The 14,627-nt window shown below is 67.0% G+C and carries 14 protein-coding genes and 1 pseudogene; 11 read left to right on the forward strand and 4 right to left on the reverse strand.

Annotated features, from left to right (window positions below; all coding sequences use genetic code 11):
- The first annotated feature begins 86 nt into the window (after nt 1-86).
- The 8 genes from CIW48_RS12715 to mog all read left to right on the forward strand — a co-directional run bounded on the left by CIW48_RS12715 (nt 87) and on the right by mog (nt 9,925).
- Nucleotides 87-3,845: a nitrate reductase subunit alpha gene (locus CIW48_RS12715; protein WP_149311100.1), complete on the forward strand. Its 3,759-nt coding sequence runs from the start codon at nt 87-89 to the stop codon at nt 3,843-3,845.
- 141 nt (nt 3,846-3,986) lie between these two features.
- Nucleotides 3,987-5,516, forward strand: coding sequence for a nitrate reductase subunit beta (gene narH / locus CIW48_RS12720; protein ID WP_149311101.1), 1,530 nt, complete (start codon nt 3,987-3,989; stop codon nt 5,514-5,516).
- A gap of 20 nt (nt 5,517-5,536) precedes the next feature.
- On the forward strand, nt 5,537-6,283 hold the full coding sequence (gene narJ / locus CIW48_RS12725) for a nitrate reductase molybdenum cofactor assembly chaperone (protein WP_149311102.1): 747 nt from the start codon (nt 5,537-5,539) through the stop codon (nt 6,281-6,283).
- A gap of 12 nt (nt 6,284-6,295) precedes the next feature.
- On the forward strand, nt 6,296-7,063 hold the full coding sequence (gene narI, locus CIW48_RS12730; RefSeq protein WP_149311103.1) for a respiratory nitrate reductase subunit gamma: 768 nt from the start codon (nt 6,296-6,298) through the stop codon (nt 7,061-7,063).
- 59 nt (nt 7,064-7,122) lie between these two features.
- A complete protein-coding gene (locus CIW48_RS12735; RefSeq protein WP_149311104.1) occupies nt 7,123-7,956 on the forward strand; it encodes a peptidylprolyl isomerase in 834 nt (277 codons plus the stop codon).
- A gap of 10 nt (nt 7,957-7,966) precedes the next feature.
- The gene (locus tag CIW48_RS12740) at nt 7,967-8,275 is read left to right on the forward strand and encodes a hypothetical protein (protein WP_149311105.1); all 309 of its coding nucleotides are present in this window, start codon (nt 7,967-7,969) and stop codon (nt 8,273-8,275) included.
- A 52-nt stretch (nt 8,276-8,327) separates the two neighbouring features.
- Nucleotides 8,328-9,350: a GTP 3',8-cyclase MoaA gene (gene moaA, locus CIW48_RS12745; protein ID WP_149311106.1), complete on the forward strand. Its 1,023-nt coding sequence runs from the start codon at nt 8,328-8,330 to the stop codon at nt 9,348-9,350.
- Nucleotides 9,351-9,352: 2 nt separating this feature from the next.
- Nucleotides 9,353-9,925, forward strand: coding sequence for a molybdopterin adenylyltransferase (gene mog / locus CIW48_RS12750; RefSeq protein WP_149311107.1), 573 nt, complete (start codon nt 9,353-9,355; stop codon nt 9,923-9,925).
- Between the two features lie 465 nt (nt 9,926-10,390).
- Here the strand turns inward: mog and CIW48_RS12755 are convergent, their stop codons facing one another.
- A complete protein-coding gene (locus CIW48_RS12755) occupies nt 10,391-11,071 on the reverse strand; it encodes an OmpW family outer membrane protein (RefSeq protein ID WP_149311108.1) in 681 nt (226 codons plus the stop codon).
- A gap of 434 nt (nt 11,072-11,505) precedes the next feature.
- Between CIW48_RS12755 and pdxH the strand changes: the two genes are divergently transcribed.
- Complete coding sequence (gene pdxH / locus CIW48_RS12760; protein ID WP_197739350.1) at nt 11,506-12,144, forward strand: pyridoxamine 5'-phosphate oxidase; 639 nt, start codon at nt 11,506-11,508, stop codon at nt 12,142-12,144.
- Between the two features lie 83 nt (nt 12,145-12,227).
- On the forward strand, nt 12,228-12,428 hold the full coding sequence (locus CIW48_RS12765) for a hypothetical protein (protein ID WP_149311110.1): 201 nt from the start codon (nt 12,228-12,230) through the stop codon (nt 12,426-12,428).
- Nucleotides 12,429-12,449: 21 nt separating this feature from the next.
- Here the strand turns inward: CIW48_RS12765 and CIW48_RS12770 are convergent, their stop codons facing one another.
- The 3 genes from CIW48_RS12770 to CIW48_RS12780 all read right to left on the reverse strand — a co-directional run bounded on the left by CIW48_RS12770 (nt 12,450) and on the right by CIW48_RS12780 (nt 14,149).
- Nucleotides 12,450-13,133, reverse strand: a complete 684-nt coding sequence (locus CIW48_RS12770; protein ID WP_149311111.1) for a helix-turn-helix domain-containing protein — start codon at nt 13,131-13,133, stop codon at nt 12,450-12,452.
- Between the two features lie 100 nt (nt 13,134-13,233).
- Nucleotides 13,234-13,611, reverse strand: coding sequence for a response regulator (locus tag CIW48_RS12775; RefSeq protein WP_091781339.1), 378 nt, complete (start codon nt 13,609-13,611; stop codon nt 13,234-13,236).
- Between the two features lie 109 nt (nt 13,612-13,720).
- Nucleotides 13,721-14,149, reverse strand: a complete 429-nt coding sequence (locus CIW48_RS12780) for a CBS domain-containing protein (protein WP_091781342.1) — start codon at nt 14,147-14,149, stop codon at nt 13,721-13,723.
- A 205-nt stretch (nt 14,150-14,354) separates the two neighbouring features.
- Here CIW48_RS12780 and CIW48_RS12785 point away from each other — a divergent pair.
- Nucleotides 14,355-14,627 (forward strand): annotated as a pseudogene (locus CIW48_RS12785) (bifunctional pyrroloquinoline quinone biosynthesis protein C/D); the annotation flags it as partial.

Genomic DNA, 14,627 nt, shown 5'->3' on the forward strand with positions numbered 1-14,627 from the left:
TTGGAAGCATTTGAAAGCGATCCGCAGGCGAGCCGTGGTCCGAGGTGGGCCGTCCTCGCCGCGGTCGATCAAGAGAGTCCAGGGCGATGTCGCACTTCCTCGACCGGCTGACCTTTCTCCGCAAGAACGTCGACACGTTCTCAGGCGGGCACGGCATCGTCACGGCCGAGGATCGCTCCTGGGAGGACGGCTACCGGAAGCGCTGGCAGCACGACAAGATCGTTCGCTCGACCCACGGCGTGAACTGCACCGGCTCCTGCTCGTGGAAGGTCTACGTCAAGGGCGGGATCGTCACCTGGGAGACCCAGCAGACCGACTATCCCCGCACGCGGCCCGAACTCCCGAACCACGAGCCGCGCGGCTGTGCCCGTGGCGCCAGCTATTCATGGTACCTCTACTCGGCCAACCGCGTGAAGTACCCGCTCGTCCGCTCGCGCCTGCTCAAGCTCTGGCGTGAGGCCCGGGTCATGATGACCCCGGTGGCGGCCTGGGCGCACATCGTCGAGAATCCCGAGCGGCGCAGGGCCTACACCGCCGTGCGCGGCCACGGCGGCTTCGTGCGGGCGACCTGGGACGAGGTCAACGAGATCATCGCGGCCGCCAATGCCTACACGGTCAAGACCCACGGTCCGGACCGCGTCTTCGGCTTTTCCCCGATCCCGGCGATGTCGATGGTCTCCTACGCGGCCGGCGCCCGCTACCTGTCATTACTCGGCGGCGTCTGCATGTCGTTCTACGACTGGTACTGCGACCTGCCGCCGGCCTCACCGCAGACCTGGGGCGAGCAAACCGACGTCCCGGAGAGCGCCGATTGGTACAATTCCGGCTTCCTGATCCTGTGGGGCTCGAACGTTCCGCAGACCCGCACGCCGGACGCCCACTTCTACACCGAGGTCCGCTACCGCGGCGCCAAGAGCGTCGTGATCTGTCCCGATTACTCGGAAGCCGCGAAGTTCGCCGACATGTGGGTGTCGGTGAAGCAGGGGACGGATGCCGCCCTCGGCATGGCCATGGGCCATGTGATCCTGCGCGAGTTCCACGTCGACCGGCAGGTCCCGTTTTTCGTGGACTACGTCAAGCGCTACACCGACATGCCGATGCTGGTGCGCCTCGTGCGTCAGGACGGCCGGCTGGTGCCTGAGCGCTTCCTGCGCGCCTCCGACCTCGACGGCACACTGGGCGAGGCGAACAATCCCGAGTGGAAGACCCTCGCCTACGACGAGACGACGGGCGACCTCGTCGCGCCGCTCGGCTCGGTCGGCTTCCGCTGGGGCGAGACCGGAAGGTGGAACCTGGAGGCCAAGCGCTCCGACGGCGGTGAGGTCGACCTGCGCCTGTCGCTCGCCGGTGCCGAGGACGGTTTCGAGGACGTCGCCTTCCCGTATTTCGGCAATATCGTCCACGACCATTTCGCCAGCAGCGACCATGCCAGCGTGATCGAGCGCCGCGTCCCCGTGAAGCGGCTCGCCACGACCGAGGGCGAGGCGCTGGTCGCCACCGTGTACGACCTGTTCCTGGCCAATTACGGCCTCGATCGCGGCTTCGGTGGCGGCAACGTCGCCACCTCCTTCGATGCTGACGAGCCCTACACCCCGGCCTGGGCGGAAAGGATCACCGGGGTTCCGCGAGACCAGATCGTCACCGTGGCGCGGGAATTCGCCCGGAACGCCGAGAAGACCGATGGCCGTTCGATGATCATCATCGGCGCTGCGATGAACCATTGGTATCATATGGACATGAACTATCGCAGCGCGATCAACATGCTGGTCATGTGCGGCTGCGTGGGCAAGTCCGGTGGCGGCTGGTCACATTATGTCGGCCAGGAGAAGCTGCGGCCCCAGACCGGCTGGGCGCCGCTCGCCTTCGGCCTCGATTGGGGCCGCCCGTCGCGCCAGCAGAACTCGACCTCGGCCTTCTACGCCCACACGGACCAGTGGCGCTACGAGACCCTCGACGTGAAGGAGATCCTCTCCCCGACGGCCCCGGCCGGGCCCTGGGACGGGGCCATGATCGACTACAATGTCCGGGCCGAGCGCATGGGCTGGCTGCCCTCGGCGCCCCAGTTGGAGCAGAACCCGCTCGGCATCGCCGCTGAGGCCGCCGCCGCGGGCCTGGATCCGAGGGATTACGTGGCGCAAGGCCTCAAGTCCGGCGCCCTCAGGATGTCGTGCGAGGATCCCGACAACCCGAAGAACTGGCCGCGCAACCTGTTCGTCTGGCGCTCGAACCTGCTCGGCTCGTCGGGGAAGGGGCACGAATACTTCCTCAAGCACCTGCTCGGCACGTCCCACGGGGTGCTCGGCAAGGATCTCGGCGAAGAGGGACGCCGCAAGCCGGACGAGGTCGTCTGGCACGAGCAGGCGCCGGAAGGAAAGCTCGACCTCCTGGTCACCCTCGACTTCCGCATGTCGACGACCTGCGTCTACTCGGACATCGTGCTGCCGACTGCGACCTGGTACGAGAAGGACGACCTCAACACCTCCGACATGCACCCGTTCATACACCCGCTCTCGGCGGCGGTGGACCCCGTGTGGGAGGCCCGCTCCGACTGGAACATCTACAAGGGCCTCGCCGAGACGTTCTCGCGTGTCGCCCCGGAGGTGCTCGGGGTCGAGACGGACGTGGTGCTGACGCCCATCCTGCACGACACCCCGGCCGAGATCGCGCAAGCCTTCGACGTGAAGGACTGGAAGACCGGCGCCGTCGAGCCCGTTCCCGGCAAGACCATGCCGTCGGTCACGGTGGTCGAGCGCGACTATCCCAACCTGTTCAAGCGCTTCACGTCGCTCGGGCCGCTGATGACCAAGATCGGCAACGGCGGCAAGGGCATGGGCTGGAACACGGAGCACGAGGTTGAGCTCCTGAAGGAACTCAACGGAGTCGTGGCCGAGGAGGGCCCGACCAAGGGCCTGCCGCGCATCGACACGGCGATCGACGCCTGCGAGGTGCTCCTCATGCTGGCGCCGGAGACGAATGGCGAGGTCGCCGTCAAAGCCTGGGAGAGTTTAAGCAAGGCCACGGGGCGCGAGCACGCCCACCTCGCCCTGCCGAAGGAAGACGAGAAGATTCGCTTCCGCGACGTGGTCGCGCAGCCGCGCAAGATCATCTCGTCGCCGATCTGGTCGGGGCTCGAGTCCGAGAAGGTCTGCTACAACGCCTGCTACACGAACGTCCACGAGCTGATCCCGTGGCGGACGCTGACCGGGCGCCAGCAGCTCTACCAGGACCATCTGTGGATGCGGGCCTTCGGCGAGGGGTTCTGCGTCTACCGGCCGCCGGTCGACCTGAAGACGATCAAGCCGATCCAGGGCCGTGTCGACAACGGCAACCCCGAGGTGGTGCTGAACTTCATTACCCCGCACCAGAAGTGGGGCATCCACTCCACCTACTCGGACAACCTGCTGATGCTGACACTCAACCGCGGCGGGCCCGTGGTCTGGATCAGCGAGAACGACGCCCGCCGGGCCGACATCGCCGACAACGACTGGATCGACGTCTACAACGTCAACGGCGCGATCTCGGCCCGCGCGGTGGTCTCCCAGCGCGTCAAGGACGGCATGTGCATGATGTATCATGCGCAGGAGAAGATCGTGAACACGCCGGGCTCCGGCATCACGGGCCAGCGCGGCGGCATCCATAACTCGGTGACCCGGGTCGTGCTGAAGCCGACGCACATGATCGGCGGCTACGCGCAGCTCTCCTACGGCTTCAACTATTACGGGACTGTGGGCGCGAACCGAGACGAGTTCGTGGTCATCCGGAAGATGGCCAAGGTCGATTGGCTCGATGGGCCGCTGGACGGCGGCGCGGAGGCGGATCGGCCCGCCCTCCAGGCTGCGGAGTAGCGGTCCCGGCACAGGCCCGGCAATCGCCGACGCCTCCGGCATCTCCCTTAGGGGACCATCCCGAATGTCCCGCGGCCGGTCCCGCGGGTATCCGTCCCAATGATTGGCGCCGTGACCAACGGCAGCCAAGAGGACCCTGTCATGAAAGTCCGCGCTCAGATCGCGATGGTTCTCAACCTCGACAAGTGCATCGGTTGCCACACCTGTTCGGTGACTTGCAAGAACGTCTGGACCAACCGCGAGGGGGTCGAATACGCCTGGTTCAACAATGTCGAGACGAAGCCGGGCATCGGCTACCCCAAGGATTGGGAAAACCAGGACAAGTGGAAGGGCGGATGGACCCGCCGCCAGAACGGAAAGATCGAGCCGCGGATCGGCGCGAAGTGGCGCATCCTCGCCAACATCTTCGCCAATCCGGATTTGCCGGAAATCGACGATTATTACGAGCCGTTTGATTTCGACTATCAGCATTTGCAGAGAGCGCCCGAGGTCCAGGCCTTCCCCACCGCCCGTCCCCGCTCGAAGATCACCGGCGCGCGCATGGAGAAGATCGAGTGGGGCCCGAATTGGGAGGAGATCCTGGGCGGCGAGTTCGCCAAGCGCCGCCAGGACAAGAACTTCGAAGGGGTCGAGGAGGAGATCTACGGCCAGTTCGAGAACACCTTCATGATGTACCTGCCGCGGTTGTGCGAGCATTGCCTCAACCCGGCCTGCGTCGCCTCCTGCCCCTCGGGCGCGATCTACAAGCGCGAGGAGGATGGCGTCGTCCTGATCGACCAGGACAAGTGCCGCGGCTGGCGCATGTGCGTCTCAGGCTGCCCCTACAAGAAGATCTACTACAACTGGTCTTCGGGTAAGTCCGAGAAATGCACGCTTTGCTATCCGCGTCTGGAGGCCGGTCAGCCGACGGTCTGCTCGGAGACCTGCGTCGGCCGCATCCGCTACCTGGGCGTGGTTCTCTACGACGCCGACCGCATCGAGTCGGCGGCTTCGACGCGCGACGAGGAGGATCTCTACGAGGCGCAACTCAGGGTGTTCCTCGATCCCGCGGACCCGCACGTGATCGCCGAGGCGCGTAAGGCCGGCATCGCCGAGGCTTGGCTCGAGGCCGCCCGACGGTCGCCGGTCTACAAGATGGCGATGGAGTGGAAGATCGCGTTCCCGCTCCACCCCGAATACCGGACCCTGCCGATGGTCTGGTACGTGCCGCCGCTCTCGCCGATCCAGTCGGCCGCCTCCGCCGGCAAGATCGGTCTCGACGGCGAGATGCCGGACGTGAAGAGCCTGCGCATCCCGGTGAAATACCTCGTCAACCTCCTGACGGCGGGAAAGGAGGCGCCGGTGGTCACCGGCCTGGAGCGCATGCTCGCGATGCGCGCCTACATGCGCGCCAAAACCATCGATGGCGTTCTCGACGAGGCGGTCGCGAGGCGCGTCGGGCTGACCGGCGCCCAGATCGAGGACATGTACCGGGTCATGGCCATCGCGAATTACGAGGACCGGTTCGTGATCCCGACCAGCCACCGCGAGATGGGCATCGAGGATGCCTACGATCTGCGCGGATCCTGCGGCTTCTCCTTCGGAAACGGCTGCTCGGGCGGGACGACGGCGACGAACCTGTTCGGTGCGCCCAAGCCTGCCCGGGCCAAGACTCCGATGGAAGTGGCGTGACGGCGCGAAGGAGGTCCACCATGAAGACGCTGAAGGCCCTCTCGGCCCTGCTCGCCTACCCTTCATCCACACAGGCTTCGGCCGTTCCCGAGATCCGCGACCTCCTGCACGAGGAGGCGGTCGTTGCGACGGAGCAGCTTGAGGCGCTGGAGCCGCTGCTGTCGGCGCTCTCCGTCGAGGACGTCTACGATCTGCAGGAGCGATACGGGATGCTGTTCGACCGCACCCGCTCGCTGTCGCTGCACCTGTTCGAGCACGTGCACGGCGAGAGTCGCGACCGTGGGCAGGCGATGGTCGACTTGCGCTCGGTCTATGCCACGGCCGGCTTCGAGATCGATTGCGGCGAACTTCCGGATTTCGTCCCGCTCTTCCTGGAGTTCTGCTCTCTGCGGCCGCAGGACGAGGCGCGCCACCTGCTGTCGGAACCGGCGCACGTATTCGCGGCCCTCGGCGAGCGCCTGCGCAAGAAGGAATCCGCCTACGCGGCGGTGTTCGAGGCGCTCGTTGCCATCGCCGCCGCGCAACCGACGGCCGAGGCCCTCGACGCCGTCGTTCCGGACGCCGGTGACGATCCGACCGACCTGCGGGCGCTCGACGCCGCATGGGAGGAGGAGGAAGTCCGCTTCGGCCTCGGCTCAGGCGCCGAATGCGGGGTCGACGTCCTCACCGCGAAGGTACGCCAGGCCCGGCGTCCTGCCCCCGGGGTCGCGGTCGACGAGGTCCGTCCCGCGCGCACCGTCTTCACCCACCTGTCCTCCCGCGCCTGAGGATTGAGAGCCATGACCATCGATCTCAATCACATCCTGTTTGGCTGGTATCCCTACCTCTGCTTGACCACTTTCCTGGTCGGTTCGCTGATCCGCTTCGACCGCGAGCAGTACACTTGGAAGACCGGTTCCAGTCAGCTGCTGCGCCGTAAGCAACTCATGCTCGGCTCGGTGCTGTTCCACGTCGGCGTCCTGGCCATCTTCGCCGGACACCTCGTCGGGCTCCTGACGCCCATCGCAGTCTTCGATGCGCTGGGCATCGGCCATGGTTTCAAGCAGGGGCTCGCCATCGTGGCGGGCGGCGTCGCCGGGACGGCCTGCTTCGTCGGCCTGACCCTGTTGGTCCACCGCCGCCTTTATGATCCGCGTATTCGAGCCACGTCGTCGTTCTCTGACACAGCCATCCTGCTGATGCTCTACGCACAGCTGATCCTCGGGCTCTCGACGATCCCGATATCGCTCGGCCACATGGACGGCCACGAGATGGTCAAGTTCATGAACTGGGCTCAGGGTGTGCTGACGCTCAAGCCCGGTGTCGCGGATCTCGTCGCCGACGTTAACCCGGTGTTCAAGCTGCACCTCGTGCTCGGCATGACCATCTTCCTCGTCTTCCCGTTCACACGACTGGTCCACGTCTGGTCGGCACCGGTCTGGTACCTCGGCCGCCGCGGCTACCAAGTGGTGCGCACGAAGAAGCCGCAAGCCGTTCGCCAGCCCGCGTTGCTTCCCATTCCCGCCCACGGCCTCCGGCCCGCGCGGGCTCCGCAAGCCGCCGAGTGAGCCGAGGCCCCGGGGACCTCTCCGGGGCCTCGCCCCCTCCCGCATCCGAGGACCGAACGATGTCCGCCTGCTCGCTCCACACCGTGCCTGCCGCACCCAGGGTGCCGATCCGGGTCAACGGCGTGACCATTTCCCGGGCGATGATCTCGCACGAGGTCCAAAACCACGCCGCGCCCACGCCAGGTGCGGCGTGGAAAGCGGCCGCGCTCGCGCTCGTCCTGCGCGAGGCGCTGTCCCAGGAGGCCAGGCGGCTCGGCATCCAAGCCGAGCCTGCGGTCGACGCGGAAGGCCGCCTCGAGACCGATGAGGAGGCCAACATGCGCGCGCTCGTCGAGCGCGAGGCGGTCGTCCCCGAGCCTACGGAGCAGGAATGCCAGCGCTATTACGAGCGCAATCTCGCCCGCTTCCGGTCTTCCGACATCTATCAAGCCTCGCACATCCTCTTCGCTGCGACGAAGGACAATGCGACCGCTTATGAGCTGGCACGATTCAATGCCCTGATGGCCCTCGATATGCTGCGGGTCGAGCCGGACACGTTCGGCGAACTCGCGCGCGTCCATTCCGCCTGCCCATCGGGAAAGCTCGGCGGCAGCCTCGGCCAGATCACGGCCGGGCAGACCACTCCGGAATTCGAGCGGGCGCTCCTCACGATGCGGGCGGGCGAGTTCTCGCCGGCGCCCGTCGAGACCCGGTACGGATTCCACGTCATCCGCCTCGACCGTCGTGTTGCGGGCGGCACGGTGCCGTTTGAGGCCGTCCGACAGCGCGTGGCCGAGTACTTGTCGGAGGCCGTACGCCGCCGCGCACAGGCTCAATACGTCGCGCGCCTCCTCGGCCAAGCGAAGATCGAGGGCATCGAGGTGCCCACCCCCGGCACGTTCAACGTCCATTGAAGGCCCAATCATGCTGCTCGGCGACATCATCGCACACCTCGACGACGAAGCGGTCGCCGCCGAGGCCCTGGTTCAGCTGGACGACCTCGTCCTGCTCGGGCGCGTTCGAGACGCGTCCAGCCAGGCTGGCGTGGCACCGGGGGCGTTCGCAGCCCGTGCCGTACGGCTGTTCTCCGACGGTGCGGCTGACGAAGACTGGATCACAATGCTCGGAATCATGGGGCAATCGGCCGAGCCAGGCCTCGCTTGCCTGCGCCGCATGGTCGAGTTCGCTCTCAGGCCGCCGGAAAGATCCCAGACATGCGAACATGGCCACTGACTTGTCCCCGTCTGCGCGGCCGGGCCGCCAGGGCGCCTTCGGAGTCCCTGCGATGACCTGCCCGGCATTCTCGGGACGCGGCCGGCCCCTGGTCGATGGATACGGCCGGCATGTGAACTACTTGCGCGTGTCGGTGACGGACCGCTGCGACCTGCGCTGCACGTACTGCATGTCCGAGCAGATGACCTTTCTGCCTCGGCGGGACCTTCTGACCCTGGAGGAGCTTGACCGGCTCTGCTCCGCCTTCGTCGCGCGCGGCGTGCGCCGGATCCGCCTCACGGGCGGCGAGCCCTTGGTCCGCCGCGACGTGACCGCTCTGCTGGGTAGCTTGAGCCGGCACCTGGATGCCGGAACTCTGGACGAGCTGACCTTGACGACCAACGGCACGATGCTGGCGCAGCGGGCGCAGGATCTGGCAGCCTGCGGAGTCCGGCGCATCAACGTCTCGCTCGATACGTTGGACCCGGATCGGTACCGTACCATCACCCGCAGGGGCGACTTGGCCGAGGTCCTGAATGGTCTCGACGCCGCACAGAGCGCAGGCCTGTCCGTGAAGCTCAACGTCGTCGCCCTGCGGGACGTCAACGAGGACGAGCTGGGCGATCTCGTCCGCTTTGCCCATGGGCGGGGAATGGACCTGACCCTGATCGAAGTCATGCCGCTCGGCGAGACCGGGCATGACCGCGCGGCGCGGTTTCTGCCCCTCGACGTGGTGCGCCACCGCCTGTCGCGCACCCTGACCCTGGAGCCGCTCGCCTACCGCTCCGCCGGTCCTGCGCGCTATGTCCGCGTGGCCGAGACTGGTGGCCGCCTCGGCTTCATCACGCCGCTGACCCACACTTTCTGCGAGGGCTGCAATCGGGTTCGCGTGACCTGCGCCGGCCAGCTCTACACCTGCCTCGGGCACGAGGCCGGTCGCGACCTGCGCGCCGCCCTCCGCGGTTCCGAGGGCGACGGACTCCTCCACGACGCCATCGACGACGCCATCGCGCACAAGCCGAGCGGCCACGACTTCGTCGCCGACCGGATCTCCGGCCCCGCCATCGCGCGGCACATGAGCGTCACAGGGGGTTAGGCGTGAGCGGACTCGTCACCGGCACGGCACGCATCGGCATCCTGACCGTATCGGATCGGGCCGCGGCCGGTCTCTATAGCGACGAAGGCGGTCCTGCGATCCGCCGGGAACTCGCAGCCATGCTGCTCTCGCCCTGGAAGTCCGTCTCTCGCCTCGTCCCGGACGGGGTGGAGAGCGTGCGCGATGCCATCGTCGAGCTTGTCGACGTGGAGCGCTGCGATCTCGTCCTGACGACGGGGGGAACCGGCCCTGCGCCGCGCGACCTGACGCCGGAGGGCACACAGGCGGCGTGCGAGAGGATGATGCCGGGCTTCGGCGAAATGCTCCGTGCGCGGAGCCTGGAGCAGGTCCCGACCGCCATTCTGTCCCGCCAGACGGCCGGCATCCGAGGCCGGGCCCTCATCGTCAATCTCCCGGGGCGCCCTTCCGCGATCCGCATTTCGTTGCTGGCCGTGATGCCGGCGATCCCCTACTGCCTCGACCTGATCGGAGCGGGGCGTCTCGATACCGATTCCGCCGTCGTGTCGGCGTTCCGGCCGGTTGCCGACCCGCTGCCGGCGGGCGGGCAGCCGTGACGGCGTCCGCGAGCTGACGCGCAACCGAGGACCCGACGCATGAGCCGGCGGAGCCCGCGCCAGGGTCGTCCGCAGGCTGATGCGGGATCTGGGCTCGAGCATGCTGGCGGGTTTGTCCGCGACCCGCCGGGGCGGGGCGACGGCGGAACGGATCCCGCGCCGCTTTTCCCGATCCCGGGCGCGGCATGCCGATGCGGCCAGGAGACTGCCTCGAAGGTGGCCCCGCCTGCCTGACGGCTGCGGGACCGAGTCGATGGGAGGTAACGACGTTGGCGAGATCGCCTCGGTCGCGCCGGGGTCTCGACCCGGCGGGCCGAACCTAGCACGCGACCTCCCGCCCGCTTTGATCGAGATCAACCGGCCCTTGATGCCGCCGCGGACCAGGTTCTGACGACAGCGGCACGCAGCGCAGCCAGATCCTGGCTGGCGCACAGTTCGTCCTTGCAGACGGAGCGCTGATGGTGCCTAGAACTTGTAAGTTATGCCGGCACCGACGATCCAAGGATCGATGTCGACACGCCCTCGAATCACGCCGGCATTCAGCTTGACCTTGGTGTCCAGGAAGAGCTTCTTCACGTCGACGTTCACGCCCCAGTGCTCATCGAGCATGTAATCGAAGCCAGCCTGGAGGGCGGGCGCAAAGCTGTTCGAGAGGCGAAAGCCCGTGAAGCCGCTGCGCTCCCGCTCGCCGAAGAAGATCGAGTAGTTCACGCCTGCGCCAATGTAGGGCTTCAAGGGACCGAAGCCGTCGAAGTGATATTGCAGCGTGAGGGTCGGGGGCAGAATCCAAGTACTGCCGATGCGCGTTCCTGCAAGAGTACCGGCGCCCTGGATGCCGTGCCGCGTCACGCCGAGAATCAACTCTGCAGCGATGTTGCGGGTGAAGAAGTAGGAGATGTCGAGTTCGGGAATTGCCGATTCCGTGATGCGCACCCCGGCACCGGCAATCGGCGCACCCGCTGCCGCCAGACGCGCGCCGGCATCCGGCAGGACGCCGAGGGCGCGGACCCGCACGAGCCATGGAGACCAGCTTGAGACGAGCGGAGGCGCTTCGGGAGAAGCTGCGAAGGTCGGAAGATCGGCGGATTTCGCAGGATTCGTGACGAGCCCGAGTGCGACGGCCGCAGGGATGATCTGTCGGAACATGGACGTGGTTCGATCCAGGGATATGTGGCGATGGCCAGCTTGGCAGACGCGTCCATGAACGCGACTCGCCCAGTCCGATCCTTGATCAGGATCAAACTGCCGAGCTTGCCGCCCCGATCGGGGCGCCGAAGATGGGGCGTCGACCGCCGGCCCAAAAATCGGACGGCTTGGCCGAGGCCTGAGCCGATGCCTCGGGCGCGGTTCATGACTTGAGGCACGGGATCGCCGCGCCCGGCGCGACGACGAAGTCAATGCCGTCGCGGGCCTGACGAGCCGAGCCCGGCCCGAGCGTCGCTCCGGTCTCGCCGCGCCTCGTCCTTGACGTGAATCAACGCCGGGAACGGGACGGCATTCGTAAGCCGAGGCCCGAAGACTTGGCAAAGTCGCCGGGAAGATCGGCGGAGGGTAGGGCGGCCATGACGGCAAACCCGGCGATGCGAACTCTAGGATCCGGGGCGATTCCGGCGACCGGTCCGGCATCTGACGACTTCACGCTCCGGGAAGAACCCTGGTCGCTCTTCCAGGACTGGATGGCCGAGGCGGCGCGATCCGAGGCGAACGATCCCAACGCGATGGCGCTCGCGACGAGCGGAGCCGATGGCTTGCCGGATGTCCGGATCATGCTCTTGAAAGCCTTCGACGCGCGCGGATTCGCGTTCTTTACGAACGACCAGTCCACGAAGGGCGAGGAACTCGCCGAGAATGCCCAGGCGGCCATCGTGCTGCACTGGAAGAGCCTCCGTCGTCAGGTGCGCGCCCGCGGGTCCGTCACCCGGCTCTCCCCGGAGGATGCCGACCTCTATTTTGCCAGCCGCCCGCGGGAGAGCCGCATCGGTGCCCATGCGAGCCGGCAGTCGCAACCGCTCGTCGACCGCGCGACCCTGGTGCGCGAGGTCGCGGCCGCGTCAGCCCGCTTCGACGGCGGTCCGGTGCCGCGCCCGGCACATTGGTCGGGGTACCGGATCGCGCCGGTCTCGATCGAGTTCTGGCAGGATGGCGCATTTCGCCTCCACGACCGGATCCGATTCATGAAGGACGGCCCGGGTTGGCGCCGCCTGCGTCTCTATCCTTGAGCGAAGAAATGGCCCTGCGATCCTTCAAGGATCCCATCCAGCCGGGGCGACCGTCCCCGTCGGAATGGGATACCCCCGCGGACATGCTGCTCCGAGCGCGCACCCATGAGGCGTTGGCGGGCAGCCTCGCCGAGAAGGCGGCGCGGCTCGATCCGGACAGGGCACAGCCGGCTTTGTCTGTGCTCTGGACGATGGCGCGCACGCACCGGATCCGGGCGATGCTCCTGCGCGGGCATGCGGCCTGCGGCGCGGATGACGGTTCCGATATCCGCGAACCCGGTTAGGCCTCCCGGCCTGCGCCCCACTCAATCCGCGAGGTGGCGCAGCGCGGCAGCGTTGCGCAGGATCACGGTCCGGCGGTTCGGCGGCAGCTCGATCAGCCCGTCGCGCTCGAGCTGGGTCACGGCTCGGGACACGCTCTCGATCGTCAGGCCGAGATGGTCGGCCATGTCGTTGCGCGACATCGGCAGGCAGATCGCTCCGCCCTCGGACTTCGTCCGCTCCGAAAGCGCGAGGAGGAAGCTTGCGATCCGTTCCCTGGCGGACTTGCGCCCGAGCAGCATCATATGCTCCTGCGCCCGCTCCAGGTCGCGCATCATCGCGGCCACGACTTCGCGGGCCAAGAGTCCGTCGTCGCCCGCGAGCGCGCGCGGCTCGCGGCGGTGGATGATCAGCCGCGTCTCGGTCACGGCGTCGGCGCTGAAGCGGTGATCCTCGCCGGATTCCAGGCCGAAGATGTCGCCCGGCAGGTAGAAGGCACTGATCTGTCGCCGCCCATCCGACAGGAGCTTGTAGGTGCGCACGACCCCGACGGCGACTTTGTAGAAGGACAGGGCCCGATCCCCCTCGGCATAGATCTCGGCGTTGGCCTCGAATGTCCGCCGCGTCAGGGTCCGGGACTCGGATGCGGGGAGAGGCGGGAGGGCGATGGCCGGCATGTTTCCGGCGAAGACAGGAGCGAGGCCGGCAGTGGCGAGGGCGGTCTGCATGGAAGCCTCCGGGATCGGAACGTAGCGCCTGGCTACGCTCCTCCCCGCAGAGGCGAAATTCGGGTGCTTCTCTTAAGGGGTTTTACGGAGGACCACCCGATCATCGTCCCGCGGAGAGGGCGTCCTGAATGCCTTCGAGCAGCGAACCGTCCTCGAACGGTTTCTCCACCAGGCGTCTGAAGCCGGCATCGGCTGCAAGGCGCCGCAGATCGCCGGAAGGCCGCCCGGTCATCAGGATGGCGGGAAGGACAACGTTGTGTTCGCGCAGATGTCCGACGAGCTTGAGCCCGTCCATGTCGGGCATCGCGTAGTCTACCAGGAGACAACCGGTGCTCGGCAACGCGGTGTCGCGCAGAAGCTCCGCGCCGCCCGCGTATAGCCGGACATCCAGCCCCTCGAGTTCCAGGGCGAATTTCAGCGAGTCGCGGACGGCCTCGTCGTCATCGACGACGAGGACGGGTCCCGTGTGCTTCGGCATTGCAGTGCCCGATCCTTCGTCGGATCCGAATAGGTCGATCGCGGGAAGGGTGCCTTGATCTGCCTCAAGCTTAGCACCGATCGGGTGGCCCCGGGGGGATGGACTGCGCTCAACCAAGAGCAGGAGCCGCCAGGGCCGCTCGGGGCTCATGCCCGGACACCTGGAAATGGTACGGGATATCCCGCAGGGAGAGCATGCCGATCACGACCCCATGCCGCGTGACCGGGAGATGGCGAAACCCCCCGGCCCGCATGACGCGAAGCGCCTCTGCGACGGATGCGTGCGCCGGGATCGTGCGTGGATCTGGCGTCATAACCTCCCGGACCAGGACGAGCATCGGGTCCCGATGACCGGCGATGACGCGGACAAGGATGTCGCGCTCGCTCAAGATACCGACGAGCTTCGATCCGTCCAGCACTGCAACCGCCCCGATGCAGTACGCTCGCAACTTATGACAGGCTGCGGCGACCGTGAACGAGCCGCGCACGCTGTGCAGCGCCCTGGTGGCGAGAAGATCACCGACACGTTCGGGCAACATCGGGGTGGCTCCGGGATGGGGCGCAGGCAAATCCTTGCCAGCCACCGAGAGGGACCGCCCGTGCCAGAAATCCGTGGCAGACAGACGGGTCATTCGGCACCTTCGGGACTAAGGTGTCAGATCCTGCAGGTTCTTGATCTGAATCAAAGCGGGTCCGGGGCAGGTTCACTTCCTCTGCTGTCACAGGCACAGTCCCGGACACGCCATGAACGCCATCTTTCCGACCCCCGACGCCGCCGACAGCCAGCGTCTCCTGAGTGCCGAAGAGCTGGAGGCGGCCCTGCGCGACATCGGCGCGCGCCGCTACCACAACCTGCACCCGTTCCACCGGCTGCTGCACGACGGCAAGTTGTCGAAGGATCAGGTCCGCGCCTGGGCGCTGAACCGCTACTACTACCAGGCGATGATCCCGGTGAAGGACGCCGCCGTGCTGGCGCGCATGACCGACGCGTCGCTGCGGCGGATCTGGCGCCAGCGC

It is taken from the genome of Methylobacterium sp. P1-11 (assembly GCF_008329595.1).
Lineage (GTDB): Bacteria > Pseudomonadota > Alphaproteobacteria > Rhizobiales > Beijerinckiaceae > Methylobacterium.